The 22,285-nt window shown below is 62.9% G+C and carries 20 protein-coding genes; 12 read left to right on the forward strand and 8 right to left on the reverse strand.

Translation table 11 applies throughout. The features are described 5' to 3' along the window. Positions 1-136 precede the first annotated feature (136 nt). The 4 genes from BM059_RS25675 to BM059_RS19740 form a co-directional block, all read right to left on the reverse strand. Entirely contained in the window at positions 137-391 is a 255-nt protein-coding gene (locus BM059_RS25675; RefSeq protein WP_244154437.1) for a Rossmann-fold NAD(P)-binding domain-containing protein, read from the reverse strand. A 183-nt stretch (positions 392-574) separates the two neighbouring features. Further along, on the reverse strand, positions 575-3,664 hold the full coding sequence (locus BM059_RS19730; protein ID WP_074941035.1) for an efflux RND transporter permease subunit: 3,090 nt from the start codon (positions 3,662-3,664) through the stop codon (positions 575-577). Next, on the reverse strand, positions 3,661-4,776 hold the full coding sequence (locus BM059_RS19735; protein ID WP_074941036.1) for an efflux RND transporter periplasmic adaptor subunit: 1,116 nt from the start codon (positions 4,774-4,776) through the stop codon (positions 3,661-3,663). The genes BM059_RS19730 and BM059_RS19735 overlap by 4 nt, the downstream gene beginning before the upstream one ends. A 71-nt stretch (positions 4,777-4,847) precedes the next feature. Continuing rightward, positions 4,848-5,465 carry a TetR/AcrR family transcriptional regulator gene (locus tag BM059_RS19740; RefSeq protein ID WP_074941037.1) on the reverse strand — a complete coding sequence of 206 codons (618 nt, stop codon included), beginning with the start codon at positions 5,463-5,465 and terminating at the stop codon, positions 4,848-4,850. Between the two features lie 103 nt (positions 5,466-5,568). Here BM059_RS19740 and BM059_RS19745 point away from each other — a divergent pair, with 103 nt between their 5' ends. From BM059_RS19745 to BM059_RS19800, 12 genes are all read left to right on the forward strand, one after another. Continuing rightward, a complete protein-coding gene (locus BM059_RS19745; protein ID WP_074941038.1) occupies positions 5,569-7,020 on the forward strand; it encodes an efflux transporter outer membrane subunit in 1,452 nt (483 codons plus the stop codon). Positions 7,021-7,409: 389 nt separating this feature from the next. Next, positions 7,410-8,648: an SfnB family sulfur acquisition oxidoreductase gene (locus tag BM059_RS19750; protein ID WP_074941039.1), complete on the forward strand. Its 1,239-nt coding sequence runs from the start codon at positions 7,410-7,412 to the stop codon at positions 8,646-8,648. Between the two features lie 3 nt (positions 8,649-8,651). Further along, positions 8,652-9,851, forward strand: coding sequence for an SfnB family sulfur acquisition oxidoreductase (locus BM059_RS19755; RefSeq protein WP_074941040.1), 1,200 nt, complete (start codon positions 8,652-8,654; stop codon positions 9,849-9,851). After that, positions 9,851-11,269: an LLM class flavin-dependent oxidoreductase gene (locus BM059_RS19760; protein ID WP_074941041.1), complete on the forward strand. Its 1,419-nt coding sequence runs from the start codon at positions 9,851-9,853 to the stop codon at positions 11,267-11,269. Before BM059_RS19755 ends, BM059_RS19760 begins: the two co-directional genes overlap by 1 nt. A gap of 20 nt (positions 11,270-11,289) precedes the next feature. Next, on the forward strand, positions 11,290-12,084 hold the full coding sequence (locus BM059_RS19765) for a MetQ/NlpA family ABC transporter substrate-binding protein (protein ID WP_074941042.1): 795 nt from the start codon (positions 11,290-11,292) through the stop codon (positions 12,082-12,084). Position 12,085: 1 nt separating this feature from the next. Then, positions 12,086-13,183, forward strand: coding sequence for a methionine ABC transporter ATP-binding protein (locus tag BM059_RS19770; RefSeq protein ID WP_074941043.1), 1,098 nt, complete (start codon positions 12,086-12,088; stop codon positions 13,181-13,183). After that, entirely contained in the window at positions 13,173-13,817 is a 645-nt protein-coding gene (locus BM059_RS19775) for a methionine ABC transporter permease (protein ID WP_139220775.1), read from the forward strand. Before BM059_RS19770 ends, BM059_RS19775 begins: the two co-directional genes overlap by 11 nt. A 128-nt stretch (positions 13,818-13,945) precedes the next feature. Continuing rightward, on the forward strand, positions 13,946-14,248 hold the full coding sequence (locus tag BM059_RS19780) for an ArsR/SmtB family transcription factor (protein ID WP_074941045.1): 303 nt from the start codon (positions 13,946-13,948) through the stop codon (positions 14,246-14,248). 154 nt (positions 14,249-14,402) lie between these two features. After that, positions 14,403-15,377: a zinc-dependent alcohol dehydrogenase family protein gene (locus tag BM059_RS19785; RefSeq protein WP_074941046.1), complete on the forward strand. Its 975-nt coding sequence runs from the start codon at positions 14,403-14,405 to the stop codon at positions 15,375-15,377. 43 nt (positions 15,378-15,420) lie between these two features. Then, a complete protein-coding gene (locus BM059_RS19790; RefSeq protein WP_074941047.1) occupies positions 15,421-15,771 on the forward strand; it encodes an antibiotic biosynthesis monooxygenase family protein in 351 nt (116 codons plus the stop codon). A gap of 184 nt (positions 15,772-15,955) precedes the next feature. Next, positions 15,956-16,222, forward strand: a complete 267-nt coding sequence (locus BM059_RS19795; RefSeq protein WP_074941048.1) for a DUF2790 domain-containing protein — start codon at positions 15,956-15,958, stop codon at positions 16,220-16,222. Positions 16,223-16,315: 93 nt separating this feature from the next. After that, positions 16,316-18,220 carry a patatin-like phospholipase family protein gene (locus BM059_RS19800; RefSeq protein ID WP_074941049.1) on the forward strand — a complete coding sequence of 635 codons (1,905 nt, stop codon included), beginning with the start codon at positions 16,316-16,318 and terminating at the stop codon, positions 18,218-18,220. A 58-nt stretch (positions 18,221-18,278) separates the two neighbouring features. On the opposite strand, the gene BM059_RS19805 is transcribed toward BM059_RS19800, so the two are convergent. From BM059_RS19805 to BM059_RS19820, 4 genes are all read right to left on the reverse strand, one after another. Further along, positions 18,279-19,295, reverse strand: a complete 1,017-nt coding sequence (locus BM059_RS19805) for an ABC transporter substrate-binding protein (protein WP_074941050.1) — start codon at positions 19,293-19,295, stop codon at positions 18,279-18,281. A 176-nt stretch (positions 19,296-19,471) separates the two neighbouring features. Continuing rightward, positions 19,472-20,338 carry an ABC transporter permease gene (locus BM059_RS19810; RefSeq protein WP_074941051.1) on the reverse strand — a complete coding sequence of 289 codons (867 nt, stop codon included), beginning with the start codon at positions 20,336-20,338 and terminating at the stop codon, positions 19,472-19,474. 12 nt (positions 20,339-20,350) lie between these two features. Further along, the gene (locus tag BM059_RS19815) at positions 20,351-21,226 is read right to left on the reverse strand and encodes an ABC transporter ATP-binding protein (protein ID WP_074941052.1); all 876 of its coding nucleotides are present in this window, start codon (positions 21,224-21,226) and stop codon (positions 20,351-20,353) included. Between the two features lie 81 nt (positions 21,227-21,307). Next, on the reverse strand, positions 21,308-22,198 hold the full coding sequence (locus BM059_RS19820) for a TauD/TfdA dioxygenase family protein (protein ID WP_074941053.1): 891 nt from the start codon (positions 22,196-22,198) through the stop codon (positions 21,308-21,310). Between the last annotated feature and the right edge of the window lie 87 nt (positions 22,199-22,285).

Raw genomic sequence — 22,285 nt, forward strand, 5'->3', positions numbered from 1 at the left:
CGTACGTGAAGAGGTGAGTCAACCGAGGCCGAAGGTCTTGCGCAGGCCCGAGTCGACTGGGCCAGTCGGCATAAAGCAGCGCAGGCGTCTGAGCAGGTTGGCCTCGTCTTTGGGGGTATGGCGCATTTTCCACGCCCTAGGTCGACCATCGACGATGGTCGCGGCGACATCCTCGGGCGCCGGAGCTTTGCGCACGTTCACCTGTATCGCCGACGCGCAAGGTGTCGAAGACGTTGGTGTCGAACAGCGCCTGAGCCTCGGCGATGGAGGTTTCCTCTGTCGCCCCCAACAGGGTCATGCCGACACTGTTGACCAGCAGTCGATACGACCGACCTCGGCCACGACAGACTCGACACTCTGTGTGGATCGAGGCTTTGTCGCGGATATCCATGCGAATCAGCTCCACACCATTGATGGGGTGCGAGGTAGTCGATGTGCACGCTGCCGAACACCCGGCAGCCGCGTTTGACGAATAGCTCTGCAGCAGCGCGACCGATTCCCGATGACACGCCCGTGATGAGAACGACAGAGGGGATCGACATAGCAGTTCCTCTGAAGAAATGAGATGTGTGGCTCATGCAGGCTGCGCCTCCGTGATCCAGCCAGGGGGGACGAGCTTGATGCCGAACCAGATGGCATACATGGCCGGCAGGAACACCAGAGTCAGCACGGTGCCTGCCAGGGTGCCGCCGATCAGGGTGTAGGCGAGCGTGCCCCAGAACACCGAATGGGTCAGCGGGATGAACGCCAGGATCGCCGCCAGTGCGGTGAGGATCACCGGCCGGGCGCGCTGCACGGTGGCCTCGACCACGGCGCGGAACGGCTCGAGACCGGCCTGTTCGTTGTGGTGGATTTGCCCGATCAGGATCAGCGTGTTGCGCATCAGGATGCCGGACAGCGCGATCAGGCCGACCAATGCATTGATACCGAACGGCTGCTGGAACAGGATCAGCGTCGGCACCACACCGATCAGCCCCAGCGGGCTGGTCAGGAAGACCATGATCATTGCGGAGATCGAACGCACCTGCAGGATGATGATGATCAGCGTGACGGCCAGCATGATCGGGAACAGCGGCAACATGGCGACCATGGCCTTGCCCGATTCTTCGATGGAGCCCGCCTGCTCGATGCGATAACCGCTCGGTAGCTTCTCCATGATCGCTTGCAACTGCTGGGTGATGGCCGTCGAAACATCCGGCGGTTGCAGACCTTCGGCGATATCGCCACGCACGGTGATAGTCGGCATCCGGTCGCGCCAACGCATGATCGGCTCTTCCATGCGCACCTCCACGGTGCCGACCTGCGACAACGGGATGCGCTGGCCATCGGCACCGGCCAGGGTGAAGTCCATGACGCGGGTTGGATCGAAGCGGATATCGCCGCCCGCCCGGGCCATCACCTGCACCGTGCGGATGTCTTCGCGTACGGCGGTGATCGGTACGCCGCTGAGCAGGAACTGCAACTGTTGTGCAACGGCGCTGGAGGTCAGCCCCACCGCCTGCAGGCGATCCTGCTGCAGGTTGAAGTGCAACGCAGGCACGCGGGTACCCCAATCGCTATTGACCGTGCGCATCAGCGGGCTGGCATCCAGCACCTGTTGCACCTCGGCAGCGATATCACGCAGCGTGTCCGGGTTCGGGCCGGTGACGCGATAAGCGACTGGGTACGGCGAATACGGGCCGAATACCAGTTGGCTGACGCGCACCTGCGCTTCGCTGGCGAGCCCCTCGGCAATCACGTTGCGCAACCGGTGCTTCAGCGCCTCACGCTCTTGCGCGCTGTCGGTGCGCACGACAATCTTGGCGAACGATGGATCCGGTAGCTCCGGCCCCATGGCCATAAAGAAGCGCGGCGCGCCCTGGCCGATGTAGGCGGTGACGATCTTCGCTTCTTCCTGCTGAGCCAGCCAGGCCTCGATTTTTTCCGCGGCGGCGCTGGTCTGGGTAATGGAGGTGCCGTAGGGCATCTGCACCTCGACCAGCACCTCGGGGCGGTCGGAGATGGGGAAGAACTGCTTCTTGACCAGGCCCATGCCAAGCACGGCAGTCACGAACAACCCGACCACCGAGCCGGCGACCAGCCACTTGTGGGCAATAACCCGGCCCAGTAGCTGGCGAAAACGGTTGTAGCGCGGGGTGTCGTAGATGGCGTCATGGCCGCCCTCGACCTTTTTGATTGCGGGCAGCAGCTTGACGCCGAAGTAAGGTGTGAAGACTACCGCGACCAGCCAGGAAGCGATCAACGCGATACCGACGATCCAGAACATGTTGCTGGTGTATTCGCCAGCGGTGGAGCGGGCAAAACCGTTGGGCATAAAGCCCACGGCGGTGACCAGGGTACCGGAGAGCATCGGCGCCGCCGTATGGCTCCAGGCATAGGCGGAGGCCTGCACGCGGTCGTAGCCCTCCTCCATCTTCACCACCATCATCTCGATGGCGATGATGGCGTCGTCTACCAGCAGACCCAATGCCAGAATCAGCGAGCCCAGGGTGATGCGGTCGAAGTTCTTGCCGCTGGCAGCCATCACCACGAAGACCATCGCCAGCGTCAGCGGCACTGCCACGGCGACCACGACACCGACGCGCCAGCCCATGCTGACGAAGCACACCAGCATGACCACCAACAGCGCGACGAAGAACTTGACCATAAACTCGTCAACCGACGAGGCGATGTTGACGGCCTGGTCGGTGACCTTGCTCAGGCTCATGCCCAGCGGCAGCTCGGCGTTGATCGCACTCACTTCGGCGTTCAGCGCCTTGCCTAGGTCGAGCCCGTTCCAACCCTCGCGCATTACAATGCCGAGCAGCAGGGCCGGCTCGCCACCGTTGCGAATCAGGAAGGTCGCCGGGTCCTCATAGCCGCGCTTGACCGTGGCGACATCCGACAGTTTCAGGGTTCGGCCCTGGGCGATCACCGGCGTATCGCGAATCTTCTGCAGTTCATCAAAGGCGCCGTCCAGGCGCAGGAACACGTCCGGGCCACGGGTTTCTACTGAGCCCGCCGGGGTCAGCGCGTTCTGCCCGTTGAGCGCGGCGAACACCTCCTGCGGGCCAATGCCCAGGGTCGCCAGGCGCTCATGGGAGAACTCGACGAAGATGCGCTCGGCCTGCTCGCCGATGATGTTGACCTTCTTCATCCCCGGCACGTGCAGGAGGCGTTGGCGCAATGTCTCGGCATCGCGCACCAGGTGGCGCTGCGGCTCGCCCTTGGCCTTGAGTGCGAACAGGGCGAAGGTGACGTCGGAATATTCGTCGTTGACCAGAGGGCCGATCACCCCGGCTGGCAGCGTTTTCGCCTCGTCGCTGATCTTTTTGCGCGCCTGGTAGAACTCCTCCGGCACCTCAGAAGGCGGCGTAGTGTCGAGCAGACTCAGCGTGGTGAAGGCCAGGCCCGGTCGGGTGTAGGTCTCGCTACGGTCGTACCAGCGCAGCTCCTGCAGGCGCTTCTCGATCTTCTCGGCGACCTGATCCTGCATCTCCTGGGCGGTGGCGCCCGGCCAGGCGCTGACGATGGTCATGACCTTGACGGTAAAGGCTGGGTCTTCGGCCCGTCCCAGTTTGAAGAAGGCAATGAGCCCCGCCAGGGAGATCAGGCAGACCAGAAATAAGGTGACTGAGCGCTCACGTACAGCGAGGGCCGACAGGTTGAAACGCCCCTCGCTCATGGCCGCACGCCCTCGGCAGCGGCGACAGCGGCTTGGCCGGCCACCCGCACCTGCTGACCTTCGCGCAACAGATGCGCGCCGAGCGCGACGATCTGCTCGCCCTGTTCGAGCGGGCCGGTGATGCGTGCCTGCTCATCATCCAGATGCTGCACAGCAACCGGCTGCCAGGACACGTGGGCCGGCTCCCCACGAATGACCCACACCCCCGGCCCCTTGCCCGCATCGTGCAACGCAGCGAGCGGTACCTGCAGGGCGTTGGCCGCAAGAGCCTTACCATTGGCGATCTGCAGCGTGATGGTGGTCCCCAGCGGCGCATTGGCCAGTTCACCTTCGAGCACATAACGCGCCTCGAAGGTCCGCGTCAGGCGGTCAGCCACATCCGAAAGCTGCCGCAGGCGGGTCGCGACGCTGCTGGCGTCTTTACCGAAGAGCGTGGCCTGGGCGGCGGATCCAACTGCGGGGCGCAGCGTTTCCGGCAACTGCACGACGGCCTCCCTTGGCCCCGCATGCGCCAAGCGCACCACGGGCTGGCCGGCACTGACGACCTGACCGGGCTCGACCAACGTCTCCATAACGATGCCATCGGCATCGGCCAACAGCTCGGCATAGCGCGTCGCATTGCGAGCGACCTCGGCCTGGGCCTCGGCCGCGCTGAGCTGCGCTCGGGCCGTAGCCGCTGCCGCCTTGTATTGATCGTAAGCGGATACCGAAACCGCGCCAGTGCCGCGCAAGGCGCGGTAGCGGGCCTCATCATCGATGGCTTGCTGCGCTCGCGCTCGCGCGGCAGCGACGGCTTCGCGCTGCGCATGGGCAGCGAGCTTGAGGTCGACGGGATCGAGACGCAGCAGCACCTGGCCACGCTTGACCGACTGGCCGGTATCCACCAACCGCTCCAGCACCTTGCCCGACACCCGAAAGCCCAGGTCGCTCTGAACACGAGCCGCGACGATACCGGTGAAGGAGCGCGACCCACTGACCGCCACCTGGACGGTGGCAACACGCACCAGCGGCGTTTCAGTGCGTGGATCGGAGGGGGCTTGATCGCTGCATGCGACCAGCGCAAACGGCATCACGCCGATGAGGGTGGACAAAAGGAGGTTGCGCCGGCGCATGAGGAACCCGTTGCGAAGTCGTAGGGAGCCTCACTTTGATTCCAGTGACCAAATTAGTCAATAGTCACAAATCAGGGGGACAGGCTGCGTAGTATCAGACTGGACAACAGCGCCGGCGCTTCATCGGTGGTATCGAGCCCATGCTGCAGCAGCAGCGGGTTGAAACAGGGGCGCATGATCAGTTGAATCGCACGAGTGGTTTCATCCAGCGGCGTCTTGCGCTCGAAGTCGCCGCTCTGCCGTCCCTGCTGCAGGATGTCGCTGATGGTTTGCTCGATGAAAGCTTCATAGACAAGGGTCGCCGGCCAACGCCCGGAGGCGGCGGAGGCAGCGATGTCATAGAGCTTGCGATCAAGGAAGAACAGCCGTAGGCATGACTCCACCAAGGCCTTGAGCATGCGCCGGAGCTTTTCCGGGGGGCTGTCGATCTCGTCGACGGCGGCCCTCACATCGGCCTGTATCTGCTGCAGGCAGTTCGAGCAGATCATCTCGCCAATGGCCTGCTTGGACTCGAAGAACTTGTAAATGTAGGCCTTGGAAAAACCGATGGCCTTGGCCAGATCGGAAACCGTGGTTTTCTCGTAGCCATACAGACGGAAGTGCTCGGTAGCCGCCGCCACGATCTGATCACGCACCTCGTGATCCACCGGACCACGCGCTGCAACTTTGGGAGAGGGAGTCTTGTTCATGGGGGCATAGCCTACAGAGCGCTTGGATGATGGACAACAAGTGACCAAAATGTATTATGGTCACTTAATCTACAGACTCATCTTTACTCCGGAAGAAAATCCCATGCTGTCAAAGCGCACCCTCGTCGTACTGATCAGCACCGGCCTGATGGCAGGCTGCGCGGTCGGCCCCGACTACCAACGCCCTGTAGTTTCGCTGTCCGACGGATTCCTGGACCAAACCGCCGTGGACGACCGCCCTGCCCACGCGCAAGTCGAGTTCGCCAACTGGTGGAGTGGTTTTGGCGATCCGCAACTGACCCACTTCGTGACCCTGGCGCTGGAGCAAAACCTGGATTTGGCCCAGGCCACTGCACGCATCACCCAGGCTCGCGCCGGTCTGGGTGTAGCCAATTCTGCGCTGTTACCGTCCGGCTCTATCAGCGGACAGATGGGACGGGGCTATCAGTCGGTGGAGACACCACTGGGGCAGATGCTGAACGCCACACCGGACTTTGATCGCTACGGCAACAGCTACGAAGCCAATCTCGTTGCCAGCTGGGAGCTGGATGTATTCGGCGGTTTACGTCGTGACCACGAAGCGGCGCTGGCCGAGTACCAAGCCTCGAAGGCTGGCGTCAGCGCCACCCGGCTCGCCGTTGCAGCCCAGGCTGCCGATATCTATATCACCATTCGCGGACTGCAAACCCGCATCGCCGTGGCCCGCCAGCAAGTGCAGACGCAAGAGGAACTGCTGGACACCATCGAACTACTGTACGGCCAAGGGCTTGCCGCCGAACTGCAGGTGCACCAGGCCAGCGGCGCGCTCGCCCAGGTGCGCGCCTCGGTGCCTGTGTTGGAAACAGGGCTGGAGGTAGCGATGAATGCCCTCGACGTACTACTCGGCTCACAACCTGGCACGCACCGCGCCGAGCTGGCCAAAGCCGAGGCCATCCCAGCAGCTCCGCAGATTGCCGTGATCGGCACGCCTGGCGACCTGCTGCGGCGCCGGCCCGATCTGATCGTAGCCGAGCGCCGTCTGGCCGCCACGAACGCACGCATTGGCGCAGCCATCGCCGAGTATTACCCGAAGTTCTCACTGAGCGGGTTGATCGGCAGCGCCACATCGGTATCTGACGGCAGCCTGTTCAGCAGCGGCGCCAGCCAGATGAGCGGTGTACTTGGCCTGCGCTGGCGCCTGTTCGACTTCGCCCGTATCGACGCCCAGATCGACCTCGCCAAAGGCCAGGAAGCCGAACAACTGGCGGCCTATCGCCTCGCTGTACTGCGCGCCACCGAGGACGTGGAGAACGCCCTCTCGGCCTTGGCCAAGCGCGAGGAGCAGGCTCATCTTCTAGAGATGGGGGTAAACTCACTCAGTCGTGCACGGCAGGCTTCCTTCGCCTCTTATCAGCAAGGCGTCGTTAGTCTGATCGAGGTGCTGCAAGCAGACGAAAACCTGTTGCGCGCCTCCGATGCAAAAGCCCAGGCGCAAACCGAATCGGCCCGTGCTGCAGTGGCGGCTTTCAAAGCGCTGGGCGGCTCGAGTACCCATCAGTCGCTTGCCAGTAACTGAAGTCGTTTCCGATAGGAGTGGTGTACATCGCCAAGCGCGGAGCTACTCAAGAATCATTCAGGGAGGCAGCATCAGGACTGCAAGCATGGCTGCCTAAGTAATCAGGCGCTATCAGGCCAGCGAGCGCGGACGTCAGTCGGTCCGACGTGCCCCGCATGGTGAAAGCCCCAGAAAGCAGGATCGCCCATGGCGAAAAGCCGCTCCTTCAATGTGAGGCGGCCATTCACCACCCAACTTCCGAGCACATCGTTATTCGAAAATCGTATTTAACTGAAATATTTAAATCCAATAGGGTATAAAAACCGGACCACCGGAGCCTCGATTTTTCCACCGCTCCGTTGCGCCCTCATCCCGGTGCCGTTGCGGCACATCCACAAGATGAGGTTTGCATGACCAGTCCGATTACCCTTGAAGACAGCGACCAGGACGTCGCCCCCGCGCTATACCCCGCCGCTGTTCTCAGCACTGACGCCGAAGCCCTGCAGGTTGCACATGCCCTGGCAGAGGCGGCGCAGGTAGAAGTCATTCTGCGCGACCGTGAACGTCGCCTGCCCTGGGAACTGGTGGAGCGTTTCACCGCCAGCGGCCTCGGTAGCATCGCCGTACCGCGCGCCTTCGGCGGCCCGCAATTATCCCACGTGACCATCGCCGAAGTGTTTCGCATCATCTCCGCGGTCGACCCGGCCCTGGGGCAGATTCCGCAGAACCAGTTCGGCCTGCTCGGCCTGTTGCAAGCCGGCGCCAACCCCGAACAACAGCAGCGCCTGTTCGCCAGCGTGCTGGCCGGCTCGCGCATCGGCAACGGTGGGCCCGAACGTGGCAGCAAGCACACCCTGGATATCCAGGCGCGCCTGGTGCAACGCGGCGGTCGCTGGCTATTCAGCGGCGAGAAGTTCTACTCCACCGGCGCCCTCTTCGCCCACTGGATCGCCGCCAAGGCGCTGGACGAACAGGGCCGGCCCTGGCTGGCCTTCATCCAGCGCGGGCGCCCTGGCCTGCGAGTGGTCAACGATTGGTCCGGCTTCGGCCAGCGCACCACCGCCAGCGGCACCGTGCTGCTCAATGAGATGGAGGTCGACGAGAACAACCTGATTCCGCTCTGGCCACTGGCCGACAAGCCGAGTATTCAGGGCGCCTTCTCGCAGTTGATTCAGGCCGCGATCGACCTCGGCATCGCCGACGGCGCGCTGCGCGACACACTGGAGTTCGTACGGCACAAGTCACGCCCATGGATCGATGCCAAGGTCGAGCGTGCCGCCGACGACCTCTACGTGATCGCCGATGTCGGTCGCCTGCAAATAGAGCTGCACGCTGCCGAAGCACTGCTGCAGGAGGCCGGTCATGTGCTCGATGCAGTCGCCGCTGCACCTATCGATGCCGACGCAGCTGCTCGTGCTTCCATCGCGGTGGCCGAAGCCAAGGCGCTCACCACCGAGATCTCCCTGACTGCCAGCGAGAAGTTGCTGGAGTTGGCCGGCAGTCGCGCCACCCTCACCGAGTTCGGCCTCGACCGCCATTGGCGCAATGCACGCACCCACACTCTGCACGATCCGGTGCGCTGGAAGTACCACGCCATCGGCGCATGGCACCTCAACCAACGTCATCCTGCCCGCCATTCCTGGATCTGAGCCATGAACGCACCTCTCACTCATACGGTGGCGCTGATTCGCAGCGACGCCGAGGCCCTCGACGTGGCCGAAACCCTGGCCCAGGTACTGAGCCCTGGCAGCGCCGAGCGCGACCGCGAACGGCGCCTGCCACACAGCGAACTGGAACTGTTCAGCCACTCCGGCCTGTGGGCCATCAGCGCGCCCAAGGCCTTTGGCGGCGCGGGCGTTTCCAGCGTCACCCTGGCCAAAGTCATTGCCCGCATTGCCCAGGCCGATGGCTCACTCGGGCAGATTCCGCAGAACCACTTCTATGCCCTGGAAGTGCTGCGCATCAACGGCAGCGAAGCGCAACAGCGTCGCCTTTACGGCGAAGTGCTGGCTGGCAAGCGCTTCGGCAATGCCCTGGCCGAACTCGGCACCAAGACGGCGCTGGATCGCAACACGCGACTGAGCCGCGATGGCGAGCACTACCGCGTCAACGGGCGCAAGTTCTACGCCACCGGTGCGCTCTATGCGCAGCGTATTCCCACCCTCGCGGTGGACGATGAAGGCCGCGGCCAACTGGCCTTCATCCCGCGTCAGGCGCCCGGCCTGCAAGTGATCGATGACTGGAGCGGCTTCGGCCAGCGCACCACCGGCAGTGGTTCGGTACTGCTCGACAACGTGCCGGTGCACGCCGACGACGTGGTGCCATTCCAGAGCGCCTTTGACCGTCCGACCACCGCCGGCCCTTTCGCCCAGTTGCTGCATGCGGCCATCGACACCGGTATCGCCCGCGCGGCCTACGAAGACCTGCTGCAGTTCGTCCGTCACAAGTCGCGCCCCTGGATCGACGCCAGCATCGACAAGGCCAGCGACGACCCGCTGACCCAGCAGGAAATCGGCCGTCTGGTGATTCGCCTGCACGCCAGCGAAGCGTTGCTGGAGCGCGCTGGCGAATTCGTCGATCGCGCCCAGGCTGCGCCAGATGAACGCAGCGTCGCCGCGGCCTCGATTGCCGTGGCCGAAGCGCGCGCCATCAGCACCGAAGTCTCGCTGCTGATTTCCAGCAAGCTGCTGGAGCTGTCCGGCAGCCGCGCCACCCTGGCCGAGTACGGCCTTGACCGCCACTGGCGCAATGCGCGCACCCACACCCTGCACGACCCGGTGCGCTGGAAGTACCACGCCATCGGCAATTACGTGCTCAACGAGCGACTGCCACCGCGCCGGGGGACGATCTAATGGCCCAGGAAATCCTCCTCAACGCCTTCAACATGAACTGCATCGGGCATATCCATCACGGGCTGTGGACGCACCCGCGCGACCGCTCGACTGACTTCAACCAGTTGAGCTACTGGACGGAACTGGCGCAGTTGCTCGAACGCGGGCTGTTCGACGGGCTGTTCATCGCCGATATCCTCGGCGTCTACGACGTGTACCAGAATGGCATCGACCTGCCACTGCAAGAGGCCATCCAGTTGCCGGTCAACGACCCTTTGCTGCTGGTCTCGGCCATGGCCGGGGTGACCCGGCACCTGGGTTTCGGCGTGACTGCCAACCTCAGCTACGAGGCGCCCTACACCTTCGCCCGGCGCCTATCGACCCTCGACCATCTCACTCAAGGGCGCGTCGGCTGGAACATCGTCACCGGCTACCTGGACAGCGCGGCCAAGGCCATGGGCCAGCCGCAGCAGGTCGAGCACGACCGCCGTTACGACCAGGCCGACGAGTACCTGCAAGTGCTCTACAAGCTGCTCGAAGGCAGCTGGCAGGACGATGCCGTGCTGGCCGACCGCGAACGCCGCGTTTACGCCCAGCCCGGCAAGGTGCACAAGGTGCGTCACCAGGGCGAGTTTTATCAGGTCGAGGGTTATCACCTCAGCCAGCCATCGCCGCAACGCACGCCGCTGCTGTTCCAGGCCGGCTCGTCGCCACGCGGCCTGCGTTTCGCCGGCGAGCATGCCGAGTGCGTGTTCATCGGCGGCAACGACCACGCGGCGGTGCGCAACCAGGTCGACAAGGTGCGCGCCAGCGCTGTGGCGGCCGGTCGCGCAGCCGAGAGCATCAAGGTGTTCATGGGCATCGCCGTGATCGTCGCGCCGACCGAGGCCGAGGCCCGCGACAAACATGCCGAATACCTGCGCTACGCCAGCCCGGAAGCCGGCATCGCGCATTTCTCCAGCTCCACCGGCATCGACCTGGCCGCCTTCGGCCTCGATGAGCCGATCCAGCCGCGCAAGACCAACGCCATCGAGTCAGTGGCCAAGACCTTCAGCGGCTGGAGCAAACGCCGCCTGCTGCAGCAGCACGCCCTCGGCGGCCGCTACCCGCTGGTGGTCGGCTCACCGCAGCAAGTGGCCGAGCAACTGATCGCCTGGATCGATGCCACCGGCCTGGACGGTTTCAACCTCACGCGCATCGTCACCCCGGAAAGTTACGCCGACTTCATCGACCTGGTGATTCCCGAGCTGCAACGCCGTGGCCGCTACAAGACCGCCTACGCAGACGGTGCCCTGCGCCACAAGCTGTTCGGCCAGGGCCCGCGCCTGCCGTCCGATCACCCCGGTGCCGCTTGGCGCGACCCCGCCCGTCTGCACCACCCGCACAGTCACACCCGCGAATTGCGAGGCCTCAGCAGCAATGCGCTGAGCCTGCTCTGACCCACCACAAGGACACCATCATGCTCAAGACCCTGAAAACCCTGACCCTCGGCACCCTGCTCGCCGCCAGCACCCTAGCCCAGGCCGAACCGGCCCTGAAACTCGGCACCACCGCAGCCTTCGCTCCGCCGCTGGAAGTGGCCGTGGCCGAGGCGAAGAAACAAGGCCTGGAAGTCGAACTGATCGAGTTCACCGACTGGATCGCGCCCAATGTCAGCCTGGCCAACGGCGACATCGACGTGAACTACTTCCAGCACATCCCCTTTCTGGAAAACGCCAAGTCCGAAGGCGGCTACGACCTGGTGCCGGTGGCGCGCGGCGTGCTCAACAACGTCGGCCTGTACTCGAAGAAGCACAAGGATTTCTCCACCCTGCCGGACGGCGCCAAGGTGGCCATCGCCAACGACCCGATCAATGGCGGACGTGGCCTGCAACTGCTGCGCAAGGCCGGGCTGATCGAGCTCAAGCCGGACGTCGGTTACAAGGCCACTCTGGACGACATCACCGCCAACCCGAAGAACATCCGCATCATCGAGCTGGAGGCCGTGCAACTGGTGCGCGCCCTGGATGAAGTGGACGTGGCCCAGGGCTACCCGCACTACATCCGCCTCGCCGGCACCCATGACCCGGAGTCGGCGCTGCTGTTCGACGGCCTGGATAACCCCGAGTACATCATCCAGTTCGTCGCCCAGCCGGCCAAAGCCAAGGACGCGCGCCTGCTCCAGTTCATCGACATCTACCAGCACTCACCGGCCGTGCGCGCCGCGCTGGACAAGGCCCACGGCAAGCTCTATCAACCCGGCTGGGAAAGCTGACATGAGCGGCTTCGATCCCCATCTGCAACAAGCCATACAGGCCAGCACGCACCTCGACGCGCACCTGCGCTTCGCCAACCTGGGCAAGGCCTACGAGGGAGCCAGTGGCCCGGTGCAGGCGCTGCGCGACATCGACCTGGCGATCACCCGTGGCGAGGTGTTCGGCATCATCGGTCGTAGTGGCGCGGGCAAGTCCTCGCTGTTGCGCACCATCAACCGCCTGGAACAGCCCAGCAGCGGCCGCGTACTGATCGATGGCCTCGACATCGCACTGTATGACCAAGATCAGCTGGTCGCCCTGCGCCGTCGCATCGGCATGATCTTCCAGCACTTCAACCTGATGTCGGCCAAGACCGTGTGGCAGAACGTCGAGCTGCCACTGAAGGTCGCCGGCGTGCCGCGCGAAGCACGCCAGCATAAAGTGCGCGAACTGCTCGAACTGGTCGGCCTGCAGGACAAGCACACGGCCTATCCGACGCAGCTTTCCGGCGGGCAGAAACAGCGCGTGGGCATCGCCCGCGCCCTGGTGCACGACCCGCAGATATTGCTCTGCGACGAGGCCACCAGCGCGCTGGACCCGGAAACCACCCAGGCGATCCTCGGCCTGCTGCGCGAGATCAACCAGCGCCTGAATCTCACCGTGGTACTGATCACCCACGAGATGGCGGTGATTCGCGAAATCTGCGACCGCGTGGTGGTGCTGGAACGCGGCGAAGTGGTCGAACAGGGGCCGGTGTGGCGGGTATTCGGCGCACCCCGACACGAAGTGACGCGCACCCTGCTCGCGCCACTGCAACATGCCCTGCCGGCTCGTCTGCAAGAGCGCCTGCGCAGCGAGCGCGAAAACTTTGACGATGACCTGATCCTGCGCTTGCACTTCACCGGCAGCGGCCTGGAGCCGGATCTGCCCGCCATCGGCACAGCACTCGGCGGCCGCGTAACGCTGCTCGATGCCAGCCTCGAACAGATCCAGGGCCATGCGGTGGGCCATCTGATTCTCGCCGTCGGCCCGTCATCATTCGCCCATTCCACCCTGCTCGACAACGCACGGCCATTGGCCGATCACCTGGAGGTACTGGGCTATGTCACTGCTGCTTGATCGCCTCTGGCAAGGTTTGCTCGACACCCTGCTGATGGTCGGTGTGTCCTCGCTGCTGGCGTTGCTGGCCGGCATTCCGCTGGCGGTGTTTCTGGTCACCAGCAGCAAGGGCGGCATCTTCGAGGCACCCCGGCTGAACCAGGTGCTGGGCGCCATCGTCAACCTGTTCCGCTCGATTCCGTTCCTGATCCTGATGGTGGCGCTGATCCCTTTCACCCGCCTGATCGTCGGCACCACCTACGGCGTCTGGGCCGCCGTCGTGCCGCTGACCATCGCTGCTACGCCGTTCTTCGCGCGCATCGCCGAAGTCAGCCTGCGCGAAGTCGACCACGGCCTGATCGAAGCGGCCCAGGCCATGGGTTGCCGGCGTTGGCACATCGTCTGGCACGTGCTGCTGCCCGAGGCCCTGCCTGGAATCGTCGGCGGTTTCACCATCACCCTGGTAACCATGATCAACTCCTCGGCCATGGCCGGTGCCATCGGCGCAGGTGGCCTCGGCGACCTGGCCTACCGCTACGGTTACCAACGCTTCGACAGCCAGGTAATGATCACCGTGATCGTCGCCCTGGTGGTGCTGGTCAGTCTGATCCAACTGAGTGGAGACAGACTGGCAAAGCGCTTGAACAAGCGCTGAGATGGGCGTCAGCCACATATCCGGACCCTGCTGCGGGAGACTCCCGTGGCTCGGTGGCAGGCCACCCGCGCGACGAACGGCAGATATATGAATTGACATATCGGTAAATCTCGATATTATCGCCACCCATGGACCTGATCAATGTATTCAAAGCCCTCTCGAATCCCACCCGCCTTGGAATCCTCAAGGGGCTGAAGGATCCGGTGAAGAACTTTCCTCCGCAAGATGAAGGGGACGTTCACACCGTGGGCGTCTGCGTCAGCAGTATTCAGGAAGGCGTCGGTCTGTCGCAGTCGACGGTGTCCGACTACCTCGCGACGCTGCAACGTGTAGGCCTGGTCGAAGTCCGTCGGATTGGTCAGTGGACCTATTACAAGCGCAATGAAGCCAATATCCGCGCCCTGGCCGAGATCATCGGCAAGGAGCTGTAATTTTTTAACCTGTTATATCGACATTTCTCGATATCCCTTTTAACCGAAACAAGGACTGACAATGCAGAGACCCTAGGCACAGTCGCCTCATTTTTTTGCATCACTATATCGAAAATTCCCTATATCCCTTTTTCCAGAAACAAGGAACCACACAATGAAAGCGCAAATTCTCAAATCCTTTGGCGGCCCGAACGCATTCGAACTGAGCGAAGTGGCCAAGCCTGTACCGCAGGCAGGACAAGTCCTGGTGCGGGTTCACGCAACCTCCATCAACCCGTTGGACTACCAGGTACGTCGTGGCGACTACGTCGATTACGTTCCCCTCCCCGCCATCACCGGGCATGACGTCTCCGGCGTTGTCGAAGCGGTCGGCCCAGGTGTGACGAGCTTCGTGCCAGGCGATGAGGTCTGGTACACCACGCAGATTTTCGAAGGTGACGGCAGTTACGCCGAATACCACGTTGCGTCCGAAAGCATCATTGGCAAGAAGCCGGCATCGCTGGGCCACCTCGAGGCAGCAAGCCTGGCGCTGGTAGGCGGAACGGTGTGGGAAGCACTGGTCGGGCGCGTATCGCTGCGGGTCGGGGAAAGCATTCTGATCCACGGCGGCGCGGGTGGCGTCGGTCATGTCGCGATCCAGGTGGCAAAAGCCATTGGCGCTCGGGTGTTCACCACCGTGCGCGAAGCGAACTTCGAGTTCGCCCGGGGTCTGGGCGCCGACGTGGTCATCGACTATGAACAAGAGGATTACGTTGACGCCATCCTGCGGGAAACCGATGGCCAGGGCGTGGATGTGATCTTCGACACCATCGGCGGCGACACCTTGACCCGTAGCCCCGACGCGCTCGCTCAGCTCGGCCGCGTGGTCTCGATCGTGGACATCGCCAAGCCGCAGAACCTGATTCAGGCCTGGGGCAAGAACGCCAGTTACCACTTCGTCTTCACCCGTCAGAACCGCGGCAAGCTCGATGAGCTCAGCGCATTGGTCGAGCGTGGCCAACTGCGCCCACATGTAGGTGCGGTCTATTCGCTGGCTGATATTTCCAGCGCACATGCGCTGCTGGAGACACCCAACAATGGCCTTCGCGGCAAAGTCGCGATTGCCGTCGAGCCCTCGCTCGCCCCGTAAGTGCATGGTTCAACTACCAAACTGACTCCAGAGGAATACCGCAATGATCCATGAAATCGCAGTACTGCCCGTCCACAGCACACAGATCGAACCGTTCAAACAGGCATTTGCCGAAGTGGTTCACTTGCTACAACGCGCCAAGGGCTACCACGGCCATCTGTTCACGCAGGGCATCGAAAGTCCCGAGACGTTCAATCTGATCGTGCGCTGGGCTTCACTGGAAGACCACACGCCGGGCTTCGAAGCGAGTGACGACCATCAGACGTTCATGGCGGGTCTGGAGCAATATTTCTCGCAAGAGCCGACGGTCTACCACATTCAGGAGGTCGTCTTTACCAATGGCAACCAGCCCGGTCAGGCTAGCGCCTTCAATATTGCAGAGCCCAAAACCTAAGCCTGCAGTACCGATGCCTCGCCGCCGCAACCGCCACGACCTGATCTGACAGCACTGAAATACAAGACTGTAAGATCAACTTACCTCAACACAATTTCGTCGTTTGCTCCGCTGGTGAGTTGGCAGCCACGCTCAACTTTCCTGGAGGCACTCGACTTTCATTTAGCTTTTTCGGAGTTTAAAAATGATCAACAAACATGCAAAAAACCTGGCAAACATATTCATTGCCAGCCTTGTCTTCTTAATATCTGGCCATGCACTCGCTGAAAACCAGATCACCACTTACACCTATGGATTGAAACTTGATATAGCCAAGGTTCTGTCCATATCAAAACCCAAAACCCATACCTGCAAGCCGGTGGATCACCTGATGAAATACATCGACTCGGCTGGAAACATCCAGACCCTGAAGTTCAAGGCGCTCTCTGATGCATGCAGCAAAGGGCACTGACATCACGCTCGTAACGCCAGGCATGGCAATTTGCCGCAAAAGCCGCGTTATCATGCCCCCGCCAGCGTTTGGCATGACGACAAGGAGCAGTAGATGAGCGATTCGCGCCAGGCGGCTTTTGCCCGGGAATGCGACCTGATCATGAAAGGTGGCATCACCAGTGGCATCGTCTACCCGCTGGCCATCACCGAGATCGCCAAGGCGTTTCGTCTGCGCAGTATCGGCGGCACCAGTGCCGGTGCCATCGCTGCTGCGGCAGCCGCCGCTGCCGAGCTGGGCCGCCAGCGTTATCAGCACGGTGAGCTGAGCAGCGACCCGGCCGGTTTCGCAGAAATCGAACGACTCCCCAACCACCTCTGCATGCCTGCTGCAGAAGGCCATGGCACCAAGCTGCTGGCGCTGTTCAAGCCTACTGCCGCGCTGCGCACGCCATTCGACACCTTCATCGCCCTCCTCGAAAGCAAAGGCAAAGGCCCCGGTGCGCGACTGCTCGCGCCACTCAAGGTCATGTTCAGGCGGCACAAGCTCGCGGCCCTGATCGGCGCATTGCTGGCGGGTGGACCGCTGTGGTGGGGCGCCATCAGCAGCGCCAGCGCACTGGTCTGGCTCTGGGTGCTGCTGTTCGCCGCATTCGGTAGTGTCGTAGCCGTGCTCGGGCGTATGGCCATGGTGGCGCTGCGCGAATTGCCGGCGAACGGCTTCGGCCTGTGCAGCGGCATGCCGGCAGCCGATGACAGCGCCCCGGATGAAGCGCTGACCACCTGGCTGACCCAGTACTTCGACCAGCTCAGCGGTCAGCGCGACTACTGCGCCAGTCAGGCCGAAGCCATCGAGTGCGAGCGGCCGTTGACCTTCGGCGACCTGCGTCGCCATGGCATCGACCTGCAGGTGATGACCACCTGCCTGAGCATGGCGCGACCGTTCCGCCTGCCCTTTCGTGACGATGACAAGGTGCGTGAGAACAACCAGTTCCATTTCCGCCAGGAGGAATTCTCACGGCTCTTCCCCCACCGTGTAGTGGCCTGGATGGGCGCGCACCAGCGCCCCGGCGCTGACCGTGACGACGGTTACCTGCGCCTGCCGCTGCCTGATGACCTGCCGGTGATCGTCGCCGTGCGCATGAGCCTGAGCTTCCCTCTGCTGCTCAGCGCCGTGCCGTTGCATGCTGTGGACTACCGCAAGAGCGGGAAGAAACTGGAGCGTTGCTGGTTCACCGATGGCGGCATCAGCTCCAACTTTCCCATCCACTTCTTCGATGCCGCCCTGCCCAGGCGCCCCACCTTCGGCCTCGACCTGGGGCCAACCGACGGCGCCGACGAGCAGCGCGTGCGCTTCCCACGTAACAATGGCGATGCGCGGCTTGCCTACTGGCGGCGCTTTCCGCAGACGGGCCTGCCCGCCCTGCGCGGCTTTCTCGCCCTGCTCAGCAACGTTGCCAAGGACTGGAACCACGAAACCCTGTCGCTGATGCCCGGCTTTCGCGACCGTATCGGCCTGATCCAGCTGACCCGCGAAGAAGGCGGCCTCAACCTGACCATGCCCACCGAGCGCATCGAGCGGCTGACCCGTTACGGACGCGAAGCCGGCCAGCAGTTCGTCCTGCGCTTCGGCGACCCGCAGCATTGGCAGCCCGGCGCCCAGGCATCACCGATGAATTGGGAGAACCACCAGATCATCCGCCTGCGCCTGCAACTGGCCAGCGTCGCCGAACAGCTACAGAGCCTGGAAAGAGCCTGCCGCGAACTGCACGGCACCGAACAGGACTACCAGCGCTTCTTCAGCTCCGATGCCAAGCACTACAGCTATCCCTTCAAAGGCCTGCATGACCTGGAGCAGGACCCGGACACCGGCCTGTACCGCACCCAGGCCGGCATGGCTCAGGCCATGCTAAGCAAGCTGCGGGAGATCGCCCAGATGATCGAACAGCACCCGGACAGCCACCCAGCGATAGGCGCCCCCAAGCCCACGCCCGAACTCAAACTGCGGCCGCGCCTGTAGGTGTAGGCAAACAAAAAGGCTCCCAAATGGGAGCCTTGTATACAGACTACTGCGGTGATCAGCTACCCGGATGGGCATAGGCCTCTTCGAAGAAATAGTCCTTCCAGGACGCGGCCTTGTTCTTCAGCACGCCCAGTTCATGCAACTTCTCGGCATAGATGAACGTGCGCTGCGGCGATACGGTGAAGTCGTTCTCCGGGTCCTCGATGATCTTCTTCACGAAGTCCAGCGGCAGCTTGGAGTTCTCCACCCGAATGTACGTCTCTGCCGCGGCGGCCTTGTCGGCCTTGATGATCTGCTCAGCTTCCACCAACGCGTCGTAGAAGGCCTTGTAGGTCTTGGGATTCTGATCGTGGAATTTCTCGGTGGCATAGAGCACGTTGAAGGTGGCCTGGCCGCCGAGGATGTCATAGCTGCTGATCAGCTTATGCACCTTGGGGTTTTCCAGCGCCTGATACTGGAACGGCGGGCTGGAGAAATGCGCGGTGATTTCCGAACCGCCCTTGATCAGCGCGGCCGTGGCGTCCGGGTGCGGCAGGCTGACGGAAATATTGTCGAAACGCTGGAAGTCATCCTTGCCATAGCGCTTGGCGGCTTCGAGCTGCAGGGTGCGTGACTGGAAGCCAACACCAGCAGCCGGTACGGCAAGACGATCCTTCTCGGACAGATCGTCCAGCGACTTGACGTCTTCACGGTTGCTCAACACATAGCCCGGCAATGAGCCCAGCGCCGCCACCGCCTTTACATTCTGCCGACCGTGGGTGCGATCCCACACGGTGAGCATCGGCGGCACGCCCGCCGAGACCACATCGATGGCACCAGCCAGCAACGCTTCGTTCATGGCAGTGGCGCCGGAAATGGTGCGCCACTCGACCTCGATCGTGTCCAGGCCCTGAGCCTTGGCGTGCTTCTCGATCAGTTGCTGGTCCTTGACCACATGCAGCACCAGGTAACCGATGCCGAATTGCTGAGCAATACTGATTTTGCCTTCGGCCTGCGCGGCCAGAGGCGTTGCCAATGCGCCGAGCAGGCCCAGTGCGGCGGCCAGACGGCCGAATGTGAATGTGTTGGTCATGGTGTAGTTCTCGTTGTGTGATTTAGCAGAATTGCCTGTGTCATTTGTTGAAGGGCCGAATAGCGACTCGCGTCAGTCTTGTAGGGTGGGCTTCAGCCCACCATTGGGTTGGGGTGCGCTCCTGGTGGGCTAAAACGGATCGCCGCCCGGCCCACCCCACGGGTGATAAATCGCTTTTAACGCTGCATCCCCCAACGCTTGACGGTCACCCGCTCGACCGTGGCGAAAACCAGGTTTTCCACCAGCAAGCCAATCAGGATTACCGCCGCCAAGCCGGCGAAGACCTTGTCGGTGTACAGCTCATTGCGATTCTGGAAGATGTACCAGCCCAGACCGCCCTTGCCGCTAGAGGCGCCGAACACCAACTCGGCGGCGATCAGGGTGCGCCAGGCGAAGGCCCAGCCGATCTTCAGGCCCGACAAGATCGACGGCAGCGCCGCGGGGATAAGGATGAACAGCACAAAGCGCAGGCCCCTTAGGCCGTAGTTGCGCCCGGCCATGCGCTGGGTCTCGGAGACGCCGAGAAAGCCGGCGTAGGTGTTCAGCGCCAGCGCCCAAAGCACCGAATGCACCAGCACGAAGATCAGGCTGTTCTCGCCCAGGCCGAACCACAGCAGCGACAGCGGTAGCAGCGCGATGGCCGGCAGCGGGTTGAACATCGAGGTCAGCGTCGACAGCAGGTCACGCCCCAGTTGGGTCGACACAGCCAGGGTAGTGAGCAGGAAGGCCAGGCCGATGCCGAGCAGATAGCCCTTGATCAGCACCGACAGCGAGATCGCCACCTTCTCCAGCAGTTCGCCACTGCCGATGCCTTCGACGAATGCCTTGGCCGTCTGCACGAAGCTGGGCAACAGCAGGTCGTTACCCTGGTAACGCGCCGCCAGCTCCCAGATCAGCGCCAACACCAGCAGGATCAGCGTCTTGCGCAGCCATCCTTGTTGCCACAGGCGCTGCAGCAGCGGCAGCTCACGCTCCAGCTTGAGATCCGGCAGCGGCTGCAGGGCAATTTCATAATCCTCACGGCGTGCGGGGGAAAGACTCATGGTGCACGCTCCTCAGTAGGCAATGCGGATGTCATGGAAGCCCAGCCCGGCAGCGGCGCGCGCGCCCTCCTCGCTGTCCTCCTCGAACAACAGGCGATGAATGCGTTGTGCGGTCTGCTGGAACGCCGCGCCGCCCAGGCTGTGCAGGTCGAACTGATGACTGCCCACCTCCGCCCGCACCCGCCCCGGATGTGGTGACAGCAGTTGGATGCGGTTGCCGACGATCAGCGCCTCCTCGATGGAGTGGGTGACGAACAGCAGGGTGAAGCGCACCTCCTCCCACAGTTGCAGCAACTCCTCCTGCATCTTGCGTCGGGTCAGCGCGTCGAGCGCGGCGAAGGGCTCGTCCATCAGCAGGATCTTCGGCTGCATGGCCAGTGCCCGGGCGATGGCCACCCGCGCCTTCATGCCGCCGGACAGGGTGTGCGGGTAGGCGTCGGCGAAGGCAGCCAGGCCGACTTTCTCCAGGTAATGCAGGGCACGCTCTTCAGCGTCGCGGCGCCCCAACGTGCGCGAGGCCAGCAACGGGAACATGACGTTCTGCTTCACCGTCTTCCACGGCGGCAGCTGGTCGAACTCCTGGAACACCACGATGCGATCCGGACCCGGCTCATGAACCTGGGCACCTTCGAGGCGGATGCTGCCGCCAATCGGCTCGATGAAACCGGCGACGGCCTTGAGCAGCGTGGATTTGCCGCAGCCCGAGGGGCCGAGCAGCACGAAACGATCAGAGCGATCCACCTCGAAGCTGACTTCGTGGGTGGCGCGCACCACGCGCTGCGGGGTGCGGTATTCGAGGCTGACCTTGTCCACCTGCAAAACGGTGTCGAAAGCCGTGGCAGTTGGCTGTGGGTTGCTGGCCGCGTGGCCTTGCAAGAGCGCATTCATGACATCGATATCCTGCCCGTGGGCACAGTGAAACCGGACCGTCGCCCATGACGACGGCCAGAAAAGGCAATGAAGAGACGATCAGAACGGCACGTCGCCCTGAATCGTCGTGCGGTGCATGCGCCGGCGCAGGCGGCTCGGACAGCCGGTGGCCAGGTGGATAAGCGCGCGGTTATCCCAGAACACCATGTCGTGCGGCTGCCACTGGTGGCGGTAGATGAACTCGGGTTTGGCGCTGTGGGCGTAGAGTTCGGCGAGAATCTGCCGGCTTTCCTCCTCGGGGATATCGAGGATATGGGTGGTGAAGTTCTCGTTGACGAACAACCCCTTGCGGCCGGTTTCCGGGTGGGTGCGCACCACCGGGTGAACGACCGACTTGACCTCGGCCAGTTGCGCCTCGGTCAGGGTCGGGCGACGAATGCCAGCGAATACCTCATCGGCATAGCGTGCGGTGTAGGAATGTGCGGCGCGCTTACCGTCGAGGGCCTGGCGCAATTCGGCTGGTGGGGTTTCATAGGCCAGTTGCTGGCTGGCGAACAGCGTATCGCCGCCCTCCTCCGGCAGCTCCTGAGCCAGCAGCATGGAGCCGAGGCTGGGGAGTTCCTTGTAGGACAGATCCGAGTGCCAAAACTTGCCGGCATCGCCCAGACCTATAGGCTGCCCGTTCTCGACGATGTTGGAGATGATGAAAATCTCCGGGTGATCAGCCAGCAGAAACTGTTTGAGCACATGAATCTGCAACGAGCCGAAACGGCGGCTGAAGGCGATCTGCTGCTCGGGGGTGATGCGCTGATCACGGAACACCAGCAAGGCGTGATCGAGGTGAGCGCGATGGACACGGACGAAGTCGTCATCGCTGAGCGGCCGGGTCAAATCCAGGCCGATGATCTCGGCGCCCACTGGCGCATCGAAAGGGCGGACTTCGAACGACTGTGCCGACGCCGCGGTGGTGGTATGGGCTACTGCCGACATAGAAAACTCCATGCAAAGGCGCCAATCGGCGCATCACTTTGACCGGCCGAGGGTTCGGCCATGTGTTCAGTGCGGCGCGCCGATTGG

The organism is Ectopseudomonas composti, assembly GCF_900115475.1.
GTDB classification, from domain to species: domain Bacteria; phylum Pseudomonadota; class Gammaproteobacteria; order Pseudomonadales; family Pseudomonadaceae; genus Aquipseudomonas; species Aquipseudomonas composti.